At 61.9% G+C, this 21,002-nt stretch carries 24 protein-coding genes; 4 read left to right on the top strand and 20 right to left on the bottom strand.

Annotated elements, in window-relative coordinates; translation table 11 throughout:
• The 13 genes from M6D32_RS00405 to M6D32_RS00345 all read right to left on the bottom strand — a co-directional run.
• A partial coding sequence (locus M6D32_RS00405) for a sodium/proton-translocating pyrophosphatase (protein ID WP_298252242.1) occupies window positions 1-1,145 on the bottom strand: 1,145 nt, incomplete at its 3' end.
• 210 nt (window positions 1,146-1,355) lie between these two features.
• Window positions 1,356-2,357 carry a thiamine-phosphate kinase gene (gene thiL / locus M6D32_RS00400; protein WP_298252240.1) on the bottom strand — a complete coding sequence of 334 codons (1,002 nt, stop codon included), beginning with the start codon at window positions 2,355-2,357 and terminating at the stop codon, window positions 1,356-1,358.
• 329 nt (window positions 2,358-2,686) lie between these two features.
• A complete protein-coding gene (gene nusB, locus M6D32_RS00395) occupies window positions 2,687-3,202 on the bottom strand; it encodes a transcription antitermination factor NusB (RefSeq protein ID WP_298252238.1) in 516 nt (171 codons plus the stop codon).
• Entirely contained in the window at window positions 3,199-3,693 is a 495-nt protein-coding gene (ribH, locus tag M6D32_RS00390) for a 6,7-dimethyl-8-ribityllumazine synthase (RefSeq protein WP_298252236.1), read from the bottom strand. Before ribH ends, nusB begins: the two co-directional genes overlap by 4 nt.
• A 39-nt stretch (window positions 3,694-3,732) precedes the next feature.
• On the bottom strand, window positions 3,733-4,341 hold the full coding sequence (locus M6D32_RS00385) for a riboflavin synthase (RefSeq protein ID WP_298252234.1): 609 nt from the start codon (window positions 4,339-4,341) through the stop codon (window positions 3,733-3,735).
• Window positions 4,341-5,486 carry a bifunctional diaminohydroxyphosphoribosylaminopyrimidine deaminase/5-amino-6-(5-phosphoribosylamino)uracil reductase RibD gene (ribD, locus tag M6D32_RS00380; protein WP_298252232.1) on the bottom strand — a complete coding sequence of 382 codons (1,146 nt, stop codon included), beginning with the start codon at window positions 5,484-5,486 and terminating at the stop codon, window positions 4,341-4,343. Before ribD ends, M6D32_RS00385 begins: the two co-directional genes overlap by 1 nt.
• Window positions 5,483-5,965 (bottom strand): transcriptional regulator NrdR, encoded by a 483-nt coding sequence (gene nrdR, locus M6D32_RS00375; protein WP_298252230.1) that lies wholly within the window; start codon window positions 5,963-5,965, stop codon window positions 5,483-5,485. The genes ribD and nrdR overlap by 4 nt, the downstream gene beginning before the upstream one ends.
• A 179-nt stretch (window positions 5,966-6,144) precedes the next feature.
• Complete coding sequence (gene glyA, locus M6D32_RS00370) at window positions 6,145-7,443, bottom strand: serine hydroxymethyltransferase (RefSeq protein ID WP_298252228.1); 1,299 nt, start codon at window positions 7,441-7,443, stop codon at window positions 6,145-6,147.
• A gap of 945 nt (window positions 7,444-8,388) precedes the next feature.
• The gene (locus tag M6D32_RS00365; RefSeq protein WP_298252226.1) at window positions 8,389-9,645 is read right to left on the bottom strand and encodes a L,D-transpeptidase family protein; all 1,257 of its coding nucleotides are present in this window, start codon (window positions 9,643-9,645) and stop codon (window positions 8,389-8,391) included.
• Window positions 9,646-10,156: 511 nt separating this feature from the next.
• Window positions 10,157-10,714, bottom strand: a complete 558-nt coding sequence (locus M6D32_RS00360; protein ID WP_298252224.1) for a hypothetical protein — start codon at window positions 10,712-10,714, stop codon at window positions 10,157-10,159.
• Window positions 10,715-10,728: 14 nt separating this feature from the next.
• Window positions 10,729-11,355 carry a glutathione S-transferase gene (locus M6D32_RS00355; protein WP_298252222.1) on the bottom strand — a complete coding sequence of 209 codons (627 nt, stop codon included), beginning with the start codon at window positions 11,353-11,355 and terminating at the stop codon, window positions 10,729-10,731.
• A 154-nt stretch (window positions 11,356-11,509) separates the two neighbouring features.
• Window positions 11,510-11,731, bottom strand: coding sequence for a hypothetical protein (locus M6D32_RS00350; protein ID WP_298252220.1), 222 nt, complete (start codon window positions 11,729-11,731; stop codon window positions 11,510-11,512).
• A gap of 59 nt (window positions 11,732-11,790) precedes the next feature.
• Window positions 11,791-12,021, bottom strand: coding sequence for a hypothetical protein (locus tag M6D32_RS00345; RefSeq protein WP_298252218.1), 231 nt, complete (start codon window positions 12,019-12,021; stop codon window positions 11,791-11,793).
• Window positions 12,022-12,083: 62 nt separating this feature from the next.
• On the opposite strand from M6D32_RS00345, the gene M6D32_RS00340 reads away from it, so the two are divergent.
• On the top strand, window positions 12,084-12,233 hold the full coding sequence (locus M6D32_RS00340) for a hypothetical protein (protein WP_298252216.1): 150 nt from the start codon (window positions 12,084-12,086) through the stop codon (window positions 12,231-12,233).
• A 2-nt stretch (window positions 12,234-12,235) separates the two neighbouring features.
• Here the strand turns inward: M6D32_RS00340 and M6D32_RS00335 are convergent, their stop codons facing one another.
• Complete coding sequence (locus M6D32_RS00335; RefSeq protein WP_298252214.1) at window positions 12,236-12,754, bottom strand: MarR family winged helix-turn-helix transcriptional regulator; 519 nt, start codon at window positions 12,752-12,754, stop codon at window positions 12,236-12,238.
• A 324-nt stretch (window positions 12,755-13,078) separates the two neighbouring features.
• On the bottom strand, window positions 13,079-13,540 hold the full coding sequence (locus M6D32_RS00330; protein WP_298252212.1) for a DUF6163 family protein: 462 nt from the start codon (window positions 13,538-13,540) through the stop codon (window positions 13,079-13,081).
• Between the two features lie 329 nt (window positions 13,541-13,869).
• On the opposite strand from M6D32_RS00330, the gene hemB reads away from it, so the two are divergent.
• Window positions 13,870-14,931: a porphobilinogen synthase gene (gene hemB, locus M6D32_RS00325; RefSeq protein ID WP_298252210.1), complete on the top strand. Its 1,062-nt coding sequence runs from the start codon at window positions 13,870-13,872 to the stop codon at window positions 14,929-14,931.
• On the opposite strand, the gene M6D32_RS00320 is transcribed toward hemB, so the two are convergent.
• Complete coding sequence (locus M6D32_RS00320; protein ID WP_298252208.1) at window positions 14,928-16,133, bottom strand: MFS transporter; 1,206 nt, start codon at window positions 16,131-16,133, stop codon at window positions 14,928-14,930. The genes hemB and M6D32_RS00320 overlap by 4 nt on opposite strands.
• 196 nt (window positions 16,134-16,329) lie before the next feature.
• Window positions 16,330-16,959: a DUF6151 family protein gene (locus tag M6D32_RS00315; protein WP_298252206.1), complete on the bottom strand. Its 630-nt coding sequence runs from the start codon at window positions 16,957-16,959 to the stop codon at window positions 16,330-16,332.
• Window positions 16,960-17,126: 167 nt separating this feature from the next.
• Here M6D32_RS00315 and M6D32_RS00310 point away from each other — a divergent pair, with 167 nt between their 5' ends.
• Both M6D32_RS00310 and M6D32_RS00305 read left to right on the top strand, forming a co-directional pair.
• Window positions 17,127-17,732, top strand: coding sequence for an RDD family protein (locus M6D32_RS00310; RefSeq protein WP_298252203.1), 606 nt, complete (start codon window positions 17,127-17,129; stop codon window positions 17,730-17,732).
• A gap of 102 nt (window positions 17,733-17,834) precedes the next feature.
• On the top strand, window positions 17,835-18,611 hold the full coding sequence (locus M6D32_RS00305; protein WP_298252201.1) for an arginyltransferase: 777 nt from the start codon (window positions 17,835-17,837) through the stop codon (window positions 18,609-18,611).
• 18 nt (window positions 18,612-18,629) lie between these two features.
• Here the strand turns inward: M6D32_RS00305 and M6D32_RS00300 are convergent, their stop codons facing one another.
• The 3 genes from M6D32_RS00300 to M6D32_RS00290 are packed head-to-tail and all read right to left on the bottom strand — an operon-like array spanning window position 18,630 to window position 20,947.
• Window positions 18,630-19,013, bottom strand: coding sequence for a hypothetical protein (locus M6D32_RS00300; protein ID WP_298252199.1), 384 nt, complete (start codon window positions 19,011-19,013; stop codon window positions 18,630-18,632).
• 18 nt (window positions 19,014-19,031) lie between these two features.
• Window positions 19,032-19,505 (bottom strand): RidA family protein, encoded by a 474-nt coding sequence (locus M6D32_RS00295; protein WP_298252197.1) that lies wholly within the window; start codon window positions 19,503-19,505, stop codon window positions 19,032-19,034.
• 47 nt (window positions 19,506-19,552) lie between these two features.
• On the bottom strand, window positions 19,553-20,947 hold the full coding sequence (locus M6D32_RS00290; protein ID WP_298252244.1) for an Nramp family divalent metal transporter: 1,395 nt from the start codon (window positions 20,945-20,947) through the stop codon (window positions 19,553-19,555).
• Window positions 20,948-21,002: the final 55 nt, after the last annotated feature.

Below are 21,002 nucleotides of genomic sequence, written 5' to 3'. Positions count from 1 at the left end.
GAGATCGCGAGGCCCTGGATCACGTTAGTGCCGTGACCGGTGACCGAGGCGGCCGCGATCGACTTCACCGGACGATAGTCGGTGCCGGTGTAGTATTCGGTGATCCAGATGATCAAACCCGTCACGACCAGGCCGACGACGCCGCATTCAAACAGTTCCATGCCGGTGTAGTCGACACCGGCCAGCTTGCCGAAACCGATCAACTGGTGGATCACGATGGCCACGCCGATGAGCGACAGAACGCCGGTGGCGATCAGGCCCTTGTAGAGCGCGCCCATGATCGACTGGCTCGCGCCGAGCTTGACGAAGAAGGTACCGATGATCGACGTCAGGATGCAGATGCCGCCGATGGCGAGCGGCAGCGTCATCATGTCGGTGAGGATCGGCGTCTTCGCAAAGAAGATCGCCGCCAGCACCATGGTGGCGACCGCCGTCACCGCATAGGTCTCGAACAGGTCCGCGGCCATGCCGGCGCAATCGCCGACGTTGTCACCGACGTTGTCGGCGATGGTAGCCGGGTTGCGTGGATCGTCCTCGGGGATGCCGGCCTCGACCTTGCCGACGAGGTCGCCGCCGACGTCAGCACCCTTGGTGAAGATGCCGCCGCCAAGACGGGCGAAAATCGAGATCAGCGACGCGCCGAAACCGAGCGCGACCATGGCATCGACCACGGTGCGGCCGTCAGCCGGCAGATGCAGCGAATAGGTCAGGAAGCCGAAGTAGAGCGTGACGCCGAGCAGCGCGAGACCCGCGACCAACATGCCAGTGATGGCACCAGCCTTGAAGGCGAGTTCAAGACCGCCGGCGAGCGAAGTGGTGGCCGCTTGCGCGGTGCGGACGTTGGCTCGCACCGAAACGTTCATGCCAATGAAGCCCGCCGCACCCGACAGGATCGCGCCGATCGCAAAGCCGATGGCAACGAGGATACCGAGGAGATAACCGAGCAGGGCGAAGATCACGACACCAACGATGCCGATCGTGGCGTACTGGCGTCGCAGATAGGCTTGTGCGCCTTCACGTACCGCAGCCGCGATCTCCTGCATGCGCGGATTGCCGGCATCGGATTTCAACACCGACATGGTCGCCCAGATGGCGTAGACGATAGAAAGCGCGCCGCAGAGCACGATCAACCATAATGCTGTCATTGAACTTGCCTCAGATCTCTTAAAGATGGCCCCACGCCGCGGCCGCGGGTCGCGGCCAGCGCACAAAAAGCAGGCCCACCCTCCCCAAAGGACGGCCTGAAATCGGCCGGGACCATGCCAAAATCGCATGCCCCGTGCAACGCCAAGGCGGACAAAAACCGAGGATTTCGAAAGGTATTTACATCGGAACGGGCCATTTTCATGAATTTCCTAGAAATGGCTATAGGCGGTGCGCGTTAACGGCAGTTCCTTACCCTCGGCGTCCAGCCATTTGGGGGTAGATCCGCCGGCGATAACCGTCCCGATCGGGCTCACCGCCACGCCGGCGGCCTGAGCCGACCGAACGAATTCATCAAACGCGTCCGCGCCGACCGCGCACAAGATCTCATAGTCGTCGCCGCCCGAGACGATTTCACCCATGCTGGTGGCGCCTGCTACAAGAGCTTTGGTGGCGCCCTTCGACAGAGGGATTGATTTCAGGTCGATCAAGGCCGACACACCCGACACCGCGCAAAGCTTTGCGAGGTCTCCAGCCAATCCATCGGAAACGTCCATGGCGGCATGGGCATACCCACGGATCGCCGACGCAAGCGCATTGCGCGGCTGCGGTACGCGATAGCGGCTGACCAGCATGTCCCGCGAGGCTGCATCGCCGGCAAGTGCTTCCGCCACCCGGCCCTGTTTCAGGATATCCAAGCCGAGTGCTGCATCGCCGATCGTTCCCGTCACCACCACATGGTCGCCCGGCTTCGCGCCACTTCGATGAATCATCGTGCCTTGCGGAACGCGGCCAAAGGCCGTGATCGAAACCATCAGCGGGCCCGACGTCGAAACGGTGTCGCCGCCGAGAAGCGGGCAGTTGAAAGCGGTCGCATCCGCACCAAGCCCACGCGCGAAAGCCGCCAACCAGGATTCATCGACCTTGCGCAGCGCCACGGAGAGCACGAAGCCCGCGAGATCGGCGCCCTTCGCCGCCAGATCGGACAAGTTCACGCGCAGCGCCTTCTGCGCGATCGTCTCGGCGGGGTCGTCGGGCAGGAAATGGACGCCCTCCACCAGCGCATCGGTCGTGACCACGATGTCGTTGCCGAGTGCCTTGAGAACGGCGGCGTCATCGCTGAGCCCAAAGGCGCCAGGATCGGTCGCCAGCGGCTTGAAGTAGCGCGCGATCAGAGAGTCTTCGCCGGATGCTGGCGCACCGGGAACGGCCATCCTAGAGCTCCGATTCCGAAGTTCGCAAACTATTGTGGCTACCCCTGATGCGAACTTCGGAATCAAAGGAGCTCTAGCAAATTATTGCTTTCTAGTGGAGTGGATTTGACATTCGCTACCCATCCGACCGCGAGTTTGGAAAGCGAATGTCAAATCCTAAACTCCACTAGAAACAGACATTTGCTAGTGGTCCTTTGATTCTAACATTCGCAAAAGTGCACGCTGAGAAGGGATGCGAATGTTAGAATCGAACCACTAGGCGGCTTTTGAATTTGAAGTTCCTATAACGGACTCGCGACGAAATTGATAGGAACTTCAAATTCGCCGCACTAGCCACCGGCCCGCACGAATTCGCTGCCGCGGAACTGGCGCGCAATCTGATCGAGAACCGCGTTCACCATGCCGGTCTCCTCCGCCTCGACGAAGGCGTGCGCGACGTCGACATATTCCGACACCACGACGCGTCCGGGAACGTCCTTGCGATGTTCCAGTTCATAGGCGCCGGCGCGCAACACCGCGCGCAGGATGGCATCGATCCGCTTCAGCGGCCAGCCTTTCGACAGCGCCTCATCGATCAGCGGATCGAGCTTGGCTTGGTCGCGCACCACACCCGATACAACGTCGCGGAAAAACGCCGCTTCCGCCGGCAGATACTTGTCGCCCTCGACCTCGTTGCCGAGCCAGTGGCATTCGAACTCGGCGAAGATGTCGTTGATGCCGGCTCCGCCGATATCCATCTGATAAAGCGCCTGCACCGCGGCGAGCCTTGCCGCACCGCGCCGGTTGGCTTTGCGCTCCGGAGCCTTCAAAGGCTTTCTCGCCTGGTTTTTCTTGTCGTCGTTCATGATCGCTGATTCAGACGGCGCTTGATCCGCAGCATGGCGAGTGCCGCGCGCGCGGCATCGCCGCCCTTGTTGAGCTCGCTGGCGCGTGCCCTCGCCCACGCCTGCGCTTCGGTGTTGACCGTCAGGATCCCGTTTCCGAGCGGAAACTTCCTCGTCACCGCCAGATCCATCAGCGCGCGCGAAGATTCGGTCGAGACGATCTCGAAATGGATGGTGTCGCCGCGGATGACGCAGCCCAGCGCAATCGCGGCGTCATAGGCCTTGCCTGCTTTTTCCGCCGCATCCAATGCAATGGCGATCGCCGCCGGGATTTCCAGCGCGCCGGGAACCGTGATGACCTCGTGGCCGACGCCGGCCGCCTTCAGTTCAGCGACCGCACCTTCCAGCAGCGCATCCTGAATGTCGTCATAGAAACGCGCTTCGACAATCAGCGCCCGTGCGCCGGAAATGTCGGTCTGGTCTTTCAGAGGTGCGCGTCGCGCGTCTGCCATTCTTCAATCCATCTGGTATCGTCACTGACGGCTACGCCGTCACTTCATTTCCGTCAATCGCGCCGCATAACGCGCCATCAGATCGACCTCGATATTAACCTCGCTGTCCGCCTGCCAGGACGCCAGGGTCGTGACCTTGAGCGTGTGCGGGATGATCAGCACGGAAAACGTCGTGTCCTCGACCGTGTTGACGGTGAGAGAAACCCCGTCGAGTGTGATCGATCCCTTGGGTGCGATGAAACGGGCGAGTTCGCGCGTGGTATTAAGAGTAAATCGCGCCATGTCTGGCAGATTCTCGCGGGAAAGGATCTTCGCCACGCCGTCCGCATGGCCGGCGACGATATGGCCGCCGAGTTCGTCGCCGATCTTCAGCGCCCGTTCCAGGTTGAGCCTGGTGCCGACAACCCAGTGCTTGGCCGTGGTCATACCCAACGTCTCGGCGGCTGCATCGACGTCGAACCAGGTCGTGCCCTTTTCGACGCCCGAAGCGACGACCGTGAGACAAACGCCATTGCAGGCGATCGAGGCGCCGTCCGCGATTGTCGCCCGGTCATAGCGGCAACCAATGCGCAAGCGGTGCAGTTGCCCCTGCGCCACAGGCTTGAGGCTTTCGATCTCGCCGATATCGCTGACGATGCCGGTAAACATTAAACTCGCTCGTAAATGGTCAGAGTGTCGGAACCCAAGGCTTCGCTAGCATGAACATGAAAAGCCGACGACTCCGTGATGGCGCCGAGCGGCAATGCATCCAGCGCTGGCACGCCGCCGGCCCCGATCGGCTCTGCCCCGCGAAGCAGCCAGAATTCGTCGACCAGGCCCGCCCCCGCGAAAGAGGACGCCACGCGTGCCCCACCCTCGACCAGAAGCCGGGTGATGCCGCGTTCCGTGAGCCCGCGCAGGACAGCCGATAAGTCCAGCCCGGCCGGGGTCGATGCAACCCGTATCACTTGCGCGCCGCTTGCCCCCAGAATGGCGGCTGCCGGCGCTTCCGCCGCGTTCGAGGTGACCACCCAGAGCGGCGTGCCGCGCGCAGAATGAACCAGACGGCTAGTCGGCGGGATGCGCAAGGCCCGATCGAGTACAACGCGAACCGGTGAACGCGCCTGCATCCCCGGCAGGCGGCACGTCAACAACGGATCGTCCGACAGCACCGTGCCAATTCCGACCAGAATGGCGTCGCACTGCGCCCGCAACAGGTGCGTGCGCGCCTTGGCGGCCTCGCTTGAGATCGAAACCTGCTTGTGGCCGGCGGCCGCGATCTTGCCGTCGGTGGAGATGGCAAGTTTCAGGATCACATGCGGACGCTTGTCGCGGACACAGCGGAAATGCCCGGCATGGGCGCGGGCGGCTTCCTCCGCCTCAAGTCCGACGTCAACCTCAATCCCGGCGTTACGCAGCTTTGCATGGCCCTGCCCGGCAACTTGCGGATTGGGGTCCTCGATCGCCGACGCCACGCGCTTGATGCCGGCGGCGATGATCGCGTCCGCGCAAGGCGGCGCCTTGCCGATATGGGAACAGGGTTCCAGCGTCACATAGATCGTCGCGCCACGCGCCGCATTGCCCGCTTGCGCCAGCGCTACCGGCTCGGCATGCGGTCTTCCACCCGGCTGCGTCCAGCCGCGGCCGACGATGACGCCGTCCTTGACCACGACCGCGCCGACGGCGGGATTGGGATGCGTGCGGCCGAGGCCGCGGCGGCCGAGCGCAAGCGCAAGCTGCATGAAGCGCCGGTCAGATGCCTTCGAAACCTTCATTTTTTGCGCCAGCTGTTCTTCCAGAATACGGAAGATCATTTGCGTAACAGCGTGATCCGCGCTTCGTCCTCGCCGGAGAGCTCGCCAAGCACGGCCTCGAAGTCCTTGGCCTCGCGGAAATTGCGGTAGACCGACGCAAAACGAACATAGGCGACGTCGTCGAGCTGGCGCAGATGCTCCATCACGATCTCGCCGATCGCCTCCGAGGAAATCTCCGCCTCTCCGCCGCTCTCGAGTTCGCGGACGATGGCGGAGACCATTTTCTCCACCCGTTCCGAATCCACTGGGCGCTTGCGCAGGGAAATCTGCACCGAGCGCACCAGCTTGTCGCGGTCGAACGGCACCCGGCGGCCGTTGCGCTTGATGACGGTCAATTCGCGAAGCTGCACGCGCTCGAAGGTGGTGAATCGGAAATTGCAGGCGACGCATACGCGCCTGCGCCGGATCACGGCGGAATCTTCCGTCGGACGGGAGTCCTTCACCTGCGTATCGAGACTGTTGCAGCTGGGGCAACGCATGCGGATGGACCCTTACTAGAGCTCCGATTCCGAAGTTCGCAGGCTATCGTGGCGACCTCTGATGCGAACTTCGGAATCAAAGGAGCTCTAGTCACTTATTGTTTTCTAGTGCGGCTTTGAATTTGAAGTTCCTATGACGAACTTACAGCAACACTGATAGGAACTTCAAATTCGCCGCACTAGTAAATCGGGAAACGGTCGGTGAGCGCCTTCACCCGTTCCTTCATCGCCTGCTCGACGAGCGGCGCGGAGCCGTCCTTCGACTGCGCCACCGCGTTCAACACTTCGGCGATCATGCCGCCGACCTGCTTGAACTCGGCAACGCCAAAACCGCGCGTGGTCGCGGCCGGCGTGCCCAGACGCAGACCTGACGTCACGAACGGCTTTTCGGGGTCGAAGGGAATGCCGTTCTTGTTGCAGGTGATGGCGGCGCGAACCAGCGCCTTCTCCGAGACGTTGCCCTTCAATCCCTTGGGGCGAAGGTCGACCAGCATCAAATGGTTGTCGGTGCCGCCGGACACGATATCGAGACCTTCGGCGCGCAAGGATTCCGCCAGCGCCCTGGCGTTCTCGACGATGTTCCTGGCGTAGACTTTGAAGTCCGGCCGCAAGGCTTCCGCAAAGGCAACCGCCTTGGCCGCGATCACATGCATCAACGGACCACCCTGGAGGCCCGGGAAGATCGCCGAATTGAATTTCTTGGCGAGAGCCTCGTCGTTGCAGAGGATGAGACCGCCGCGCGGGCCGCGCAGCGACTTGTGCGTGGTCGTGGTGGTGACATGCGCATACGGCACGGGCGAAGCATGGACGCCGCCGGCCACAAGCCCTGCGAAATGCGCCATGTCGACCAGAAGATAGGCGCCGATGCTGTCGGCGATCTCGCGAAACCGCTTGAAATCCCAGGCGCGCGAATAGGCCGAGCCGCCGGCGATGATCAGCTTGGGCCGAACCTGCTCAGCCTGCCTGGCAATCGCATCCATATCGAGCAGCTGGTCCTCGCGCCGCACGGTGTAGTGCACGGCCTTGAACCACTTGCCGGACATGTTGACCGGCGAACCATGGGTAAGATGTCCGCCGGCGGCGAGATCAAGCCCCATGAAGGTGTCGCCGGGCTGCAGCAGCGCCAGAAACACCGCCTGGTTCATCTGGCTGCCGGAGTTCGGCTGCACATTGGCGAAGTTAGCGCCAAACAGCTTTTTCGCGCGCTCGATCGCGAGCGTCTCGGCGACGTCGACCCACTCGCAGCCGCCGTAATAGCGCGCGCCCGGATAACCTTCGGCGTATTTGTTGGTCATCACCGAACCCTGCGCTTCCAGCACGGCACGGCTAACGATGTTTTCCGAGGCGATCAGTTCGATCTCGTGGCGCTGGCGGCCAAGCTCGCCCTTGATTGCCGCGGCGATCTCGGGATCGGCGTCGCTCAAGGCAGCTGTGAAGAAGGAATCGGGTGCGGCAGTGGTCTTGGCCGAAGAGTTCATGGGCGAAATATCTCCACCGCCGCAACCAGATCGAGGTGTCGCGGTCGGTCCATTATGACGGTCGAAAGGGTCTCGCGGGATACCACATCGCCCCGCGCCGGCCAAGCCATTGCGGTAGAAGCCCGATAATTATGCCAGATATGGTGGGGATAGCTGGAAATGCCACTTTCCGGCCGCCGGAGCGCGCTTTCCGCCGGACGGCATGGGAAGACCTTCCCGCGGCGCAGTCACGCCCGGGTTCTGGTCAGAAGTCCCCCTTGGAGGACGCAGGGAATGCCGGGTGCCGGCTGCACCCGAAGCTCCGCGTGCAAAGAATGAAAGCACGCAGATAAGTCCGCTACAGGTTCACCGGAGATCCGGCATTCCCTGCGCGATGGTGTTACGGTTTCCTTCGTAGTCTCCCCGGAGACCGGCTTGATTGTCTCCGTCGTCAGCGCAATGCGCCAGCATTGTCGCCAGCTTGGCACCAGCATCGGGGTGTCAGGACCGTACGACTTCACCGTCCGCTCCCCCATCGCTCGTCAGTCGATGCGAAAGCGTCCGTCGCATCCCTCTGCCAACGTTCGTGACGATCGCGAAGCGCCCTCTCTCATGGGCAGCGGGACGCGCGGAAATCTGCCCGTGATTTGCCCGTCGTCACAAGCGAGGTGCCTGCGGCACATTAACGCGACGGGCAAATCGGGTGGGTCAGGCGAAAAGCTGTCAAGTGCGATCTTCTCGTATCCCGGACGCGGCGCGGCATGAGATGACGCGACGCAGATCCGCGACCCACCCCCTTGGATAAATGGACCCCGGATCAGCAGCGCACCGCGAAAGCGCTGCGCTACGTCCGGGGAACGCAGCATCGTCATTCCGGACGACGCGAAGCGGCGATCCGGAATCTCGAGATTCCGGGTTCAGCCCTGCGGGCTGCCCCGGAATGACGCCGTAGCACTCACCAAAAGCTCAGCTCACGCCGTCGCGGTTGTAAATGTCCTCGCGGAATTGCACGACGCCATCCGGCGTCGCCCACGCCGTCACATATACCCAATACAGCGGCAACGGCTTTGCGACCTTGGCGTCCTTGTGCTCGCCGGACTTGATCACCGCGTCGATCTCGGCCTTCGACCAGCCCGGCGTTTCATCCAGGATCCAGTAGACGAGTTCGCGCACGTTCTGGATGCGCATGCAGCCTGACGAGGCAAAGCGGAAATCCTCGCCGAACAGGCCTTTCGACGGCGTGTCGTGCATGTAGACGCCGTCGGGAGACGGGAAATTGATCTTGATCGAACCGAGCGAATTGAAATCGCCGGCATCCTGCTTGAACTTGTAATTGACCGCGTCGTTCGAATACCAGTCGATCTGCGACGGCTGCAGTTCGTTGTTCTTCGGGTCGTAGATGCGGATGTGGTTCCTGGTGAGATAATCCGGCTCGGCCTGCATCTTCGGAATCAGGTCCTTGCGGATGATCGATACCGGCACCGTCCAGAACGGATTGAAGTTGATCTGGGTGATCTTGCTGCGAACATCCGGCGACGGCCGGTCCGGCTTGCCGGCCACGGCCGCGTGACGCGTCACGGCCACGCCGTTCTCGATTGCCTCGACTTGGGCGGCCGGAATGTTGGCGACCACAATGCGGTTGCCGAGGTTGCCACTGAGCGCTTTCAGCCGGACCGCGTTGGTGCGCAACTGCGCCAGCCGCTGCTCCGCCGGAACATTGAGCGGCTGCAGCGTCGCCTCATGCAGGATGCCGTCGGGATGCAGGCCGTGGCGCACCTGAAAGCGGCGCAAGGCGACGTCGACATGGGAATCGAACACGGCCGGCGCGCCGGAGTTCAGCTCCAGGTCGCCGGCGACCAGCAATCGCTGCCGCAGCGTCGGCACCGCCGCACTCTTCGCACCGACACTCAAACCCTTGGCCGAGGCCGGCACGACGGGCCAGCCGCCCTTGGCGACGACGGCCTCGTATTGCGCGATCGAGGTCTGGGTGGTTTCCGCCGTCGAGGGCGAGAGCGTCGACAGCGACTTCTTTGGCAGGCGGACCTTGCGCGAGGCGTTGTCGAAGCCGCTGCCGATATCGTTGTCCTGGTTTTCCCGCATCAGTTCGTCGAGCAGATGATCCGGCGTCTGCGGCTGCTCGGCAGCCCAGGCTCGTCCTGCCAGCGCACCGGCGGCGAGGCCGGCGGCGGAGATGAGGAACGATCGGCGGGTCGGCGCGCTCATGGTGTGCGATCGGGTCAGTTGACGGCCGGCCTATCTGGTGATGACCAGCAACATTTCATAGCAAAGCCGGAGTAGTGGTCCGATTCTAACATTCGCATCCCTCCTCAGCGAGCACTTTTGCGAATGTTAGAATCAAAGGACCACTAGAAAATATGTTTCTAGTGGAGTTTTGGATTTGACATTCGCTTTCCGAATTTGCGGCTAGGTGGGTCGCGAATGTCAAATCCACTCCACTAGCGGATAAGTCCGCACATCCACTTGATCGCAAACACGTGAAAGGTGGTCGCGCGTCCTGCGCCAAACCCTCATGGTGAGGAGCGCTCTCCGCCCGAGCAGGCCAAGCGATAGCGAGGCCGTTAGCGAACGGCGGCATAAAATGATGCGCGTCGCCGGACGATGCGTTGCATCGCCGGGAGAACCATGAGGCCCGCTATCGGCCTTATCCTTCGAGACGCCGCTTGCGCGGATGAGGGGACAGATGTGCGACGAAGCGCGGCACGGGCCGTCGGCGTTAGCCGGCCGGGCCGCCGCAGCTCGTGATGTCGTTGGCGAGGCTCCAGCTCTCCTTGGTCCGCAAATTGGTTGTCTTGTAGACACGGCCGCGGAGATCGCCGGGACATTGCTGCGGCACCTGGACCAGGCACATGTTGACCTTGTCGAACACCTGCGAGTTAACGATGGTTTTCTCCCGGCGAAGCGAAACCTGAACGCCCGAATTGGAGAAGCGGACAATGGTGCCGGGATCAGGACTCTTCTTGGGACGCGGGACTATGTCCTCACCATAGCGGTCGGTGATCTCGGTGATCGTGGTCTCGAAACATTCGCCAACCTTGCGCGGCATCTTCGAAATGCGCTCGGTGTTCGGCAGGAACTCGTCGTCCGGCGTCTCATCGGGCGCCGGCGTCCACTGGTCCGGCGGCGCCGTTCCGGGGTTCAGCCGCTCCGCGGGCGGCGGAGTTTGATTGGCAAAGGATGCGAGAAAGCCCGCCTGCTGCGTGCAGCCGGCAATGGCGAAGACGGATAACAGACTGAGCAGGCGAACGCGGTTCATCGCTTTCAGCTTCGGCATTCCTTTCCCGGGCTCTATTTGGCAAAACGGTAGGCGCCGCCCTTCTCGATCGAGCGCTGAAAGGCCGGCCGCGCGTGCATGCGCGAAAGCCATCCCTTCAGATTGGGAAACGGCCCCAGCCGCTCGAAGACATCGGCCATCTCGCCGACGAAACTCATCTGGATATCAGCGCCGGTCAGCGATTGGCCTACGAAAAACTCCCTGCCCGTCAGCGCATGGTCGGCATAGCCGAGATGGTTGGCGAGTTCGCTGTCGATGCGCGGATGCAGCGGGCCGCCCGCTTCCTTCAACCGGGACACATAGAGGTTGAGCATCAACGGCAGCATGGCGGAGCCTTCGGCATAATGCAGCCATTCATTGTAGGCCTCGTAGTCAGCCGCCCCCACTTTCGGCATCATCCGCCCATGGCCATAGGTGCGAATGAGATAATCGACGATAGCGCCGGATTCGGCGATTTTGAGATCGCCGTCCGTGATCACTGGCGACTTGCCGAGCGGATGGATGGCCGTCAATTCGGGCGGCGCCAGGCGCGTCTTGGCGTCGCGCTGGTAAAATTTCGTCTCATAGGGCGTGCCGAGTTCCTCCAGCAGCCACAGGATCCGCTGCGAGCGCGAGTCGTTGAGATGATGAAGCGTGAGCATGGTGTTGCCTCCGGACGGGTCCTGCGCACTTGTGGCCCGATTGCGCAGAGCTTTACCAGAGGTTTCGGCAAAAAGGCAGTGAGCCGCGGGTGACATTTTCACCCACGGCTCATCCGCAGAGATCTCGTGCAATCAATGAATTGAGAGCGCCATCCTACAGCCCGGTGTACCCGGCCTTGACGGGATTGCTGGAACCATCCAGCTCGCGCAAATAAGTCAGACCGCACACCGTGAGGCGGTGCATGTCCGTCTCGCCAGCCTCGAACAGGGTCGTGACATATTGGGTGACCTTCTCCCGCGCCTCGGCGCTGGCGGCCGCAGTGCGGTTCAGCAAGAGATCATAAGTCATCATGATACGGTCGATGGCGGCTTCCATGGATTCCTCGCGTTGTGGTGAAGCTTGAATCGTGGATTGAGCGCGATCGGTCGGACGCTTTATCCGTCAACGCTTTCCACCGCCTCGAATTTCGCAATCGCCTTGTTGGCGAGCCTGATCCTGTTGAACTCGCCGCGCTCGAACAACTGCACGATGATCGAGAGCAGTTGTTCGTTGGTCGCAAAGCTGTCGGCGACGGCGCCGCTCCGGTACAGATAGTCGGCGGCGATCGCATAGGCGTCGCTGACCACCCCGACATTCATGACCCGCAATCCGCGCTCGACGAGCATTATCGTCCTCCGATACGCAACGATAAGCGCGCCGATCGGCAAAAGTTCCAATTGCGGCAGCCTTGAAAGGTAACGACAAACCGGAAACCGCAGCAAAAAAAGACAAAACGCACCGGCTTCGGAAAATCCGAACCGGTGCGCTGATGGGGGAAGTTGTCTTCCAGGTCGCTGCGGCTGCCGGTCTTTTAAGTGGCCGGCTTGGCCGCAACTAAAATCAGAGCCGATAAAGGATCTGGTCGGTCCAGAAGCGCTCGAGGCGATGCAGCGACTTGTTGAGCGTCGCAAATTCCTCGTTCGAGATGCCGCCGACCTGTTCCACGGTCTTGACGTGCTTCTGGTACAGCGCGTCGACGATCTTGCGGATCTCCTGGCCCTGCGGGGTCAGGCGAATGCGAACCGAACGGCGATCGACGCGCGAACGCTGATGGTCGAGGAAGCCGAGCTCGACCAGCTTCTTCAGATTGTAGGAGACGTTGGAGCCGAGGTAATAGCCACGGGTGCGCAGCTCGCCGGCGGTCAATTCCTTGTCGCCGATGTTATAGAGCAAGAGCGCCTGCACCGAATTGATATCGGCGCGGCCGCGACGATCGAATTCGTCCTTGATGACATCGAGCAAGCGGCGATGCAGCCGTTCCACCAGAGTCAGAGCTTCGAGATAGAGCGGCTGAACCTGGGTCTGTTGCCCCGGCGCGCGCTCGACGGTTTCCACCGCGGTTGCTGCGGCTTTCATCATGACACTTCCCCTGTTGTCGTCTTTGCGACTTATTCGACGAAACTTTTGTCCCGCCTGATAGACGCAAACTTAAGGGGCGCGTTTGAAGATCAGCTTAAATAAGAGAATAAAGAGATCATGAATTTAGGACAGTGAATCGCGGATTAAGCCTGCAATACAAGGGTCTTTTGCAACCTTTCATTGACGCTTGCTACCCGCCTGTTCACGCTTCGTCTGCATGGCCTGTCACATATGGAAACAGGTTGGCGCAACCTGGAAACGCCTGCGTAACGGCTGTGGCAATGGGGGCGAAGGTGACCGAATGGTTACCGCGACTTTTTCGAGCTACGGCGGCCGCTCGCGGGCGGCCATCCACGCCAGCACGAGATAGGCTGTCAGCACCAAGGCTTCCGCGGCGACGATGAGGAGGCTGCCGCCGTAGATCGCCGGGAACATCAGCTCGATCACCGTCATCGAAACGACGGTGATCAGCCAGACCACCGCGCCCCACGGCGTTGCGAGCCAAAGCCCGACCGCCGCGACGAGCTCGATCACGGCGAAATAGACCGTCGAGGCCCGCCAGGCGAGCGTCTGGTTTTCAAAGGCTTGATCTTCGCCGCCGACGAAACCGGTGACCTGCGCCCAGTGATAAAGGCCCTTGGCGACGGAAATGACGGCCATGATACGCAGGAACAGCACCAGCCGCCCGGTCCAGACATTATCGCCGGACTCGATGCGTTCCGACGATATCGCATCGATCGATATCGCGTGGTCTCGGGAGGAATCGCGCGTGGGCGTGTCGGACATCTTCAGGCTTGTGACCAATCGGGCTGGTTAAGGCCAGTCATGGCCTCCCGGGCCGATAAAATCAATCGGGTCGGCTACGGCCAATAGCCAGTGTCCCGGTTCTGACATTCGTATCATATCGCGGCAGGCACTTTTACGAATGTCAGAACCAAAGGGACACTGGCAACTATATGATTCTAGTGTGGCTTTGACTCTGACGTTCCTTTGAGGCGCTCGCTGCAAGACTGAAAGGAACGTCAGTGTCGCCACACTGGCGAGGCTGGCTCAGAATGCTATATTCGGTTCAACCGCTGCAGCGGCAGCCAGCCATCCGAAAGAAAGAACAGCAAATGGCGATCAAATTCGGGCGTCCGATCGAAATGCGCGATACGCCGCGACGCGACGCCACCCTCTCCGCCCCGTCGCTCGATCTTGCGATCCGGCCCCGCCGCAACCGCAAGGCGGAATGGGCGCGACGCATGGTGCGCGAAAATGTTCTTACCACCAACGACCTGATCTGGCCGCTGTTCGTCTCGGATGGCCAAAACAAGCGCAACCCGGTCGCCTCGATGCCCGGCGTGGAACGGCTTTCGGTCGATCAGGCGGTGCGCGAAGCCGAGCGCGCGATGCAACTCGACATCCCCTGCATCGCGCTCTTTCCCTACACCGATCCAAGCTTGCGCGACGATCACGGCTCCGAGGCCGTCAACGCCGACAATCTGGTCTGCCAGTCGGTGCGCGCGATCAAGAAGGAATTTCCCGATCTCGGCGTGCTCTGCGACGTCGCGCTCGACCCCTATACCAGCCACGGCCATGATGGATTGCTGGAAGACGGCAGGATCCTCAACGACGCCACGGTTGCGGTGCTGGTGCGGCAAGCGGTGGTGCAGGCGGAAGCCGGATGCGACGTCATCGCGCCGTCCGACATGATGGACGGCCGCATCGGCGCCATTCGCGAAGCTCTGGACGCGGCCGGTTTCCTCGACGTGCAGATCATGTCCTATGCCGCGAAATACGCCTCGGCCTTTTACGGTCCGTTCCGCGACGCGGTCGGTTCGGCGAAAACGCTGACCGGCGACAAGCGCACCTCTCAGATGGATTGCAGCAATTCCGACGAAGCCTTGCGCGAGGTCGAACTCGACATCGCCGAAGGCGCGGACATGGTGATGGTCAAGCCGGGCATGCCCTATCTCGATATCCTGCAGCGGGTCAAAGAAACCTTCAGCATGCCGACCTTCGTCTACCAGGTGTCCGGCGAATACGCGATGCTGATGGCAGCGATCAATAACGGCTGGCTCGACGGCGAGCGGGCGATCATGGAAAGCTTGACCGCCTTCAAACGCGCCGGCGCCGACGGCATCCTGACGTATTTCGCGCCGCAGGCGGCGGAACGGTTGAAGAAGAACACCTAGCCATCCGATGGATCCTGCGCCGGCAACTTCGGCGCCAATGCGATCGCGAGCGGCAGGATCACGACAGCGGTGATGGCGGTCGCCATCAGCGCGCCACGCGCGCCGATGTGATCGCCGAGAATGCCGAACAGGATCGGCGCGGTTGCACCGGCGCCGATCGTCCCGGTGTAGAAGATCGCGAACGCCTGCTCGGTTCGGCCCGCGGGCGCGAGTTCCGGCACGGTGCCGTAGAGCACCGAAGACGTGCCATTGAGCATCACGCCGAGCACAGGTAGCAGCATCAGCGTCGGCGCGAGTGGTAGCATCAGCACGGCTACGATGACGGCTGCGGTCCCTGCCTCGGTCAACAGCACCGTTGCAAGCACGCCGAACCGCGCACCGAGCCAGCCGCAGGCAAACTTTCCCGCAGCCCCGCCGATGAACACCAGCGCCAGCGCCTGGCCGACCGTCGCCAGCGACGCGCCCTGCTCCTTCAGCAGGAACGGCAGGAAGGTCAGAAATCCCATGCGCACGCTGGAGTCGAGAATGCCGATCGCAAGCAGCAGTGCAAACCCGCCGCGCGCACCGGAGGCGTGGGGTTCTGCTTTGATACTTTTGTGGACCGGCCGCAGGTTCGCGGGCAGGAAAATCGCCACCGCAATCGCGACGATCACGCCAAGTACCGCCAGCGCCCACAGCATGTGGTGCCAGGACATCCAGGCAAGCAGAAGCGACGCGCCGCTCGGAATGGCGGCCTTGCCGATATCACCGGCGAAATTGTAGGTGCCGAGCGGACCGCGTGCATCGCCCTGATAGGCGCGCGACACCGCCGCCGAAGCGATCGGGTGCTGCGTGCTCAGGCCGCATCCGACAATGACCAGCGCGATGCAGAGTCCGATGAGGCTCGCCGAATAGCCGGCAATGACGTAGCCGATGGCCGCAAGCGCCGTGCCAAGCGCGAGCGTCGCGCGGCCGCCGATACGCTCGGCGACGCGGCCCATCGGCAGCTGCAGTCCGGCCATCGAAGCCGCCGCAAGCGCGCGCAGGAATGCCAGCGCGCCGTAACCGATCGCAAACTCGGCCTGCCAGATCGGCAGCAGGAGATAGATCAGATCGGTGTAGCCATCATGCAACGCATGCGCCGCACAGGCGGTCCACAAGGTCCGTGCGCGCGATACGGCCGGCGGGTTTGCGGTTTCGCTGTTCGTCGAGAGTGCCGTCATGATATTTCGCATCCACACGGACTGAAAAGGATCCGGCCGGCTTTGGGAGCCTCCCAGGTCCGGAACCCGCAGACGCGCCGATTCTTGCTCGTCCACCGATTTGATAGTCCGCTGGCAACACCCCTTCAACTGAGCTACCGGAGAATATCGACAGAGCGCTCCCCTCGAAATCGCGCAGCAAGCGCCGGGCCGCGCGTTAAGCTTGCGCCGTTGGATGCGGACCGCAATAGGCGCGCAGCGCCTCGCGCTCGTCGCGTGAGAGCACATCGAGTGGATAGATCGGCGCATCGCGGTCGCGCGCGAAGAATGGATGCGGCCACGCCTTGCCGCGCAAGCGCCAGCTAAAAATCTTGCCCAGCGCGCGCAGGATCAGCGACAGTTTGATCCCGGTCGAACCCGGCGGCGCGCCGCCGACGGCGTGTTTTCCCTGAATGGCGCCCGTGGGCGGGCCAAACACGTCGTCCGCGCGCTGCGCGCCTTGATCAAACGCCGATGCGAAAATACCGACGAAGGGGACCGCAGGCGTGAGCGTATTACCGACCGGCGTGTCGCAGCAACTCGCGTACCAGCGATAAAGGCCCTTGGAAGCTAATCGCAATCCCCTGATGCGATCCTGTCCCTGCACGAATGCGAGCGAGGCAGGCGCAACCTGGACAATATCGGAGCCAGCGTGTGCGTCGAGCAAATCGGCTCGACCGAGCTTGTGAACGAAAGCCTGGCAGTCGCCACAATAACAGACCACGCGATTGGCTGTCCGCGGCGAAGCATCCGTGACGACACCGCGCACCTCTCCGCAGCGGCAACGAAATTCTGCCCGTGTGCTCATCTCTCCCCCTTGCCACCGCGGAACATCCTGCCAGAACTGCGAAGTAGACCTGTCTCGGGCTTCTAACACCGAAGATGCAAGAATATTTCCGCCCGGCAGCCGACCGCCGGTCTTGCAACCGCCCTGGCCGTTCCCATGTCCTCACCGACGTTTGGAGGAACAGGATCATGTCATACGGCGGTTCTGGAAATACCGGCGGCGCTCGTAATACTGGCGGCGCTTTTAACGCTGGCGGCGCCTGGCGTAACGACAGCGGCGTTCCGCCGCACGCCTTCGATCCGGACCTCGAGCCGGAACTGTTTCGCGGCGTGCTGACGCGGCGGGTGTTCGCGTTCCTGATCGACCTCGTGGTGCTGTCGGTGCCCGTCATCCTCGGCTACATCTTCATTGCGGTGTTCGGAGTGATTACGCTCGGGCTCGGCTGGGTGCTGTTCTGGCTGGCATGGCCGGCCTCGGTGATCTGGGCCATCGTCTATTACGGCGCCTCGCTCGGCGGGCCGCATTCGGCGACCGTCGGCATGCGTGTGATGGATCTGGAACTGCGCACCTTTTACGGCGCGCCCGGCTATTTCGTATTGGGTGCGATGCACGCGGTGCTGTTCTGGGTGTCCATATCTTTTCTTTCGCCGCTCGTGGTCCTGGTCGGGCTTTTCAACGGCCGGCGGCGACTGCTGCACGATATCGTGCTGGGAACCGTGATCATTAACACCTCGGTTCGTAGTCCCTGGCGGTCCGATTCTAACGTTCGCTTCCCTTCTCAGCCGGCGTGTTAGCGGAAAACCGGGAAACGCACCCGGCCGGCAAACGGTTTGCAAACCAATTGACCGTTAAGCTTGGCGGCGCGATGCTGTGTAAGCTTCGTTCCAGGAAATCCCGTGACCCAGCATTCGCGTGATACCCCGCAATTCTATCTGACGGCACCCTCTCCGTGCCCCTATCTGCCGGGCCGGCACGAGCGCAAGGTGTTCACGCATCTGGTCGGCGACAAGGCCGGCGACCTCAACGACCTGCTGACCCATGGCGGCTTCCGGCGCAGCCAGTCGATCGCCTATCGGCCGGCCTGCGACCAGTGCCGGGCCTGTGTTTCCGTGCGCGTGATCGCTAACGAATTTCGGCCCTCGCGCAACTTCCGCAAGATCACGGCCCGCAACGCCGACATCGTCGGCGAACAGCGCAGCGCCGTGCCGACCTCCGAGCAATATTCGATCTTCCGCGCCTATCTCGACCAGCGTCATCGCCATGGCGGGATGGCCGACATGACGGTACTGGACTACGCCATGATGGTGGAGGACAGTCACGTCGAAACCCGCATTATCGAATATCGGCGCCGCGGCGTCGACACTGCCGTCAACGGACGCGGCAACGATCTGCTCGCGGTCGCGCTGACCGACGTGCTCTCCGACGGGCTGTCGATGGTCTATTCGTTCTTCGAGCCGTCCGAAGAGGGCCGCTCGCTCGGCACCTTCATGATCCTCGACCACATCAACCGCGCGCGGCGGCAAGGCCTGCCTTACGTTTATCTCGGCTACTGGATCGAAGGCTCCAAGAAGATGGACTACAAGGGCCGCTTCCTGCCGCAGCAGCGCCTCGCGCCCGCCGGCTGGATGCGGGTCGAGGCCTCAGGCGAAATGCTGGCCGAGCCGCAGGACTAGCGGACGGGACCAATTTTCTCACGCCACCTTGAAGCCGGCGCAAATGAATTCGTAGCAAGGACCGTCATCAAAACAGATCATGAGGTGCTGTAGCTTCCGTGCCTCTCCCTCCCTGCTCTGGTAGTAGGGATCGGAATTTTTCGTTGTTTCGGCAAGCCACGGCGACGCTTCAATTCGTACTAGCCTGTCGTATGCCATCTCTATCATGTCGACGCTGCGCGCCGTCATGTAGGTGGTTTTGAAAGCTTCGACACCTTCAAATATCAAAGCTTCCTTTCGATCTCCATCGTCTGTCTCAATGTAATACGCGATTTCGCACTCTCGCCCCACTAATACGTTAAGCGTGGGACCTTTAGTTTGAGAGGACGACGGGACCGGCAATTCCCACAGGAGTTGATTCATAGCAACGGTCTCGCCCCGCTATTTCTTCACTGGCGCGTAGAATGTGCCCTGAACCTCGCAGATATCATCGTCATTGAGACGATGCACCTCGATGATGGTGCGCGGCGGGTACGGCCCCTTCCCCCAGAACTCTTCCTGGATCTTGTTTACGATCGGCCGGAAGCGATACATGTCGGTCACATAGACCACGATGCGCACCGCATCGTGTAAGCTTGCGCCTTCGGACTCGGCGATGAATTTCATGTTAGCGAAGGCCTGGCGAATGCGCGCCTCGTTGCCATCGACGAGATGATTGGTTTTCGGGTCGATGCCTCGCATGCCGGCAATGAAGACGAAATCGCCTGCCCGCGTGCCGAGATTCCAGGTGCCGGTCGATTTGATCGCGCCCTCGGGCGCCAGCGTCTTCACGCCGGCGGGCGACAGCGGAAACGTTTCTGCGGCGGCGGGATGAACCCACAGCAGCGCGACCGTCAACAGCATGAACTTCTTCAAGGCGCCTCTCCCGGTTTTTAAAGCTGATGGGCCGGGAGGATACGGACTCACCTCGGCGCTTGAAAGTCCCAAAGATCCCAAACCAGCTTGGCATTGAGGATGATGATCACGGCGGCCGTAGCGATCGCAAGGCCACTCAGCCAGCGCGGCGCCACGAACTGCCCCATCTTGCGGCGGCTCGCGGTAAACATCACCAGCGGCACCACGGCGAGCGGTAGTTGCAGGCTGAGTACCACCTGGCTCAGGATCAGGAGACGACCGGTCGCCTTCTCGCCGGCCCAAAGCGTCACCACCACCGCCGGCGCGATCGCGATCATTCGCGTCACGAGTCGCCGCAGCCATGGCGCAATGCGCCAGTTCAGAAAACCCTCCATCACGATCTGGCCTGACAGGGTCGCGGTGATGGTGGAGTTCAATCCGCAGCAGAGTAGCGCGACGGCAAACAGCGTCGGCGCGAGCGTCGAGCCAAGCAGCGGCGCCAGAAAGGCATGCGCCTGATCAAGCTCGGCGACGTCGAGATGTCCTGAGCGGTGATACGTAGCGGCTGCCAGGATCAGGATCGAGGCGTTGATGACGAAGGCGAAACACAGCGCGATCGAGGAATCGATGGTCGCAAGACGGATGGCCTCGCGCTTCTCCTGCCCGGTCTCGCCGACGAAACGGGTCTGCACCAGTCCTGAATGCAGATAGAGATTATGCGGCATGACAGTCGCGCCGAGAATGCCGAGCGCGAGATAGAGCATGTCATGGTTGGCGAAGATATCCGAGGTCGGCACGAAGCCGCGCAGCACCGCGCCCCAATCGGGATGGGCGAGTGCGATCTGCACCGCAAAGCAGGCCGCTATCACAGCTAACATCGCGACAACAAAGGCTTCGATCCAGCGAAAGCCGAAGGCTTGCAGCGCCAGGATCAAGAACACATCCGCCGCGGTGAGGATGACGCCGATCGATAGCGGAATGTGAAACAATAGATTAAGGCCGATCGCCGTTCCGATGACTTCGGCGAGGTCCGTCGCCGTGATCGCAAGTTCCGCAGACACCCACAGCGGCAGTGAAATCCAGCGCGGAAATGAATCGCGGCAGGCCTGCGCGAGGTCGCGGCCGGCGCCCACCCCAAGCCGCGTGCACAGCGACTGCAGGACGATCGCCATCACGTTCGACAACAGCGCGACCGTCAGCAGCGCGTAACCGAATTTGGAACCGCCGGCGAGCGACGTCGCCCAGTTGCCGGGGTCCATATAGCCGACGGCGACGAGATAGCCGGGACCGAGGAAGGCCAGCAGCTTGCGCCAGAACGGACCTTTTGGAGCCGTGTGGATCGAGCCAAAGGCCTCCGCCAGCGAGGGCGGACCGCGATCGGTACGCCAGGCTGTCCCGGAAATCCGGCCTGAGGCGGATCTCGACCGGGAATCCGATCGCAAGTTGTTGGGTCGCGCGTCCATGGCGAGAAGATGCCGGAAACTCATCATTTTTGCAACTGATTTGCAAGTGCATCTG

Origin of the sequence: Bradyrhizobium sp., from assembly GCF_027307225.1 — a bacterium.
Taxonomy (GTDB): Bacteria; Pseudomonadota; Alphaproteobacteria; order Rhizobiales; family Xanthobacteraceae; genus Bradyrhizobium.
The sequence above is the reverse complement of the archived record's forward strand: the minus strand, read 5'-3'. Positions and strand labels throughout refer to the sequence as shown.

What these genes read in the sequence shown, in the direction of transcription:
- M6D32_RS00335 (WP_298252214.1), bottom strand. Translation starts at nt 12,754, where the DNA reads ATGATGAAAGCCGCAGCAACCGCGGTGGAAACCGTCGAGCGCGCGCCG.
- M6D32_RS00385 (WP_298252234.1), bottom strand. Translation starts at nt 4,341, where the DNA reads ATGTTTACCGGCATCGTCAGCGATATCGGCGAGATCGAAAGCCTCAAG.
- nrdR (WP_298252230.1), bottom strand. Translation starts at nt 5,965, where the DNA reads ATGCGTTGCCCCAGCTGCAACAGTCTCGATACGCAGGTGAAGGACTCC.
- M6D32_RS00360 (WP_298252224.1), bottom strand. Translation starts at nt 10,714, where the DNA reads ATGCCGAAGCTGAAAGCGATGAACCGCGTTCGCCTGCTCAGTCTGTTA.
- ribH (WP_298252236.1), bottom strand. Translation starts at nt 3,693, where the DNA reads ATGGCAGACGCGCGACGCGCACCTCTGAAAGACCAGACCGACATTTCC.
- M6D32_RS00320 (WP_298252208.1), bottom strand. Translation starts at nt 16,133, where the DNA reads ATGACGGCACTCTCGACGAACAGCGAAACCGCAAACCCGCCGGCCGTA.
- M6D32_RS00310 (WP_298252203.1), top strand. Translation starts at nt 17,127, where the DNA reads ATGTCATACGGCGGTTCTGGAAATACCGGCGGCGCTCGTAATACTGGC.
- hemB (WP_298252210.1), top strand. Translation starts at nt 13,870, where the DNA reads ATGGCGATCAAATTCGGGCGTCCGATCGAAATGCGCGATACGCCGCGA.
- ribD (WP_298252232.1), bottom strand. Translation starts at nt 5,486, where the DNA reads ATGATCTTCCGTATTCTGGAAGAACAGCTGGCGCAAAAAATGAAGGTT.
- M6D32_RS00365 (WP_298252226.1), bottom strand. Translation starts at nt 9,645, where the DNA reads ATGAGCGCGCCGACCCGCCGATCGTTCCTCATCTCCGCCGCCGGCCTC.
- M6D32_RS00345 (WP_298252218.1), bottom strand. Translation starts at nt 12,021, where the DNA reads ATGCTCGTCGAGCGCGGATTGCGGGTCATGAATGTCGGGGTGGTCAGC.
- thiL (WP_298252240.1), bottom strand. Translation starts at nt 2,357, where the DNA reads ATGGCCGTTCCCGGTGCGCCAGCATCCGGCGAAGACTCTCTGATCGCG.
- glyA (WP_298252228.1), bottom strand. Translation starts at nt 7,443, where the DNA reads ATGAACTCTTCGGCCAAGACCACTGCCGCACCCGATTCCTTCTTCACA.
- M6D32_RS00290 (WP_298252244.1), bottom strand. Translation starts at nt 20,947, where the DNA reads ATGGACGCGCGACCCAACAACTTGCGATCGGATTCCCGGTCGAGATCC.
- nusB (WP_298252238.1), bottom strand. Translation starts at nt 3,202, where the DNA reads ATGAACGACGACAAGAAAAACCAGGCGAGAAAGCCTTTGAAGGCTCCG.
- M6D32_RS00350 (WP_298252220.1), bottom strand. Translation starts at nt 11,731, where the DNA reads ATGGAAGCCGCCATCGACCGTATCATGATGACTTATGATCTCTTGCTG.
- M6D32_RS00300 (WP_298252199.1), bottom strand. Translation starts at nt 19,013, where the DNA reads ATGAATCAACTCCTGTGGGAATTGCCGGTCCCGTCGTCCTCTCAAACT.
- M6D32_RS00330 (WP_298252212.1), bottom strand. Translation starts at nt 13,540, where the DNA reads ATGTCCGACACGCCCACGCGCGATTCCTCCCGAGACCACGCGATATCG.
- M6D32_RS00355 (WP_298252222.1), bottom strand. Translation starts at nt 11,355, where the DNA reads ATGCTCACGCTTCATCATCTCAACGACTCGCGCTCGCAGCGGATCCTG.
- M6D32_RS00315 (WP_298252206.1), bottom strand. Translation starts at nt 16,959, where the DNA reads ATGAGCACACGGGCAGAATTTCGTTGCCGCTGCGGAGAGGTGCGCGGT.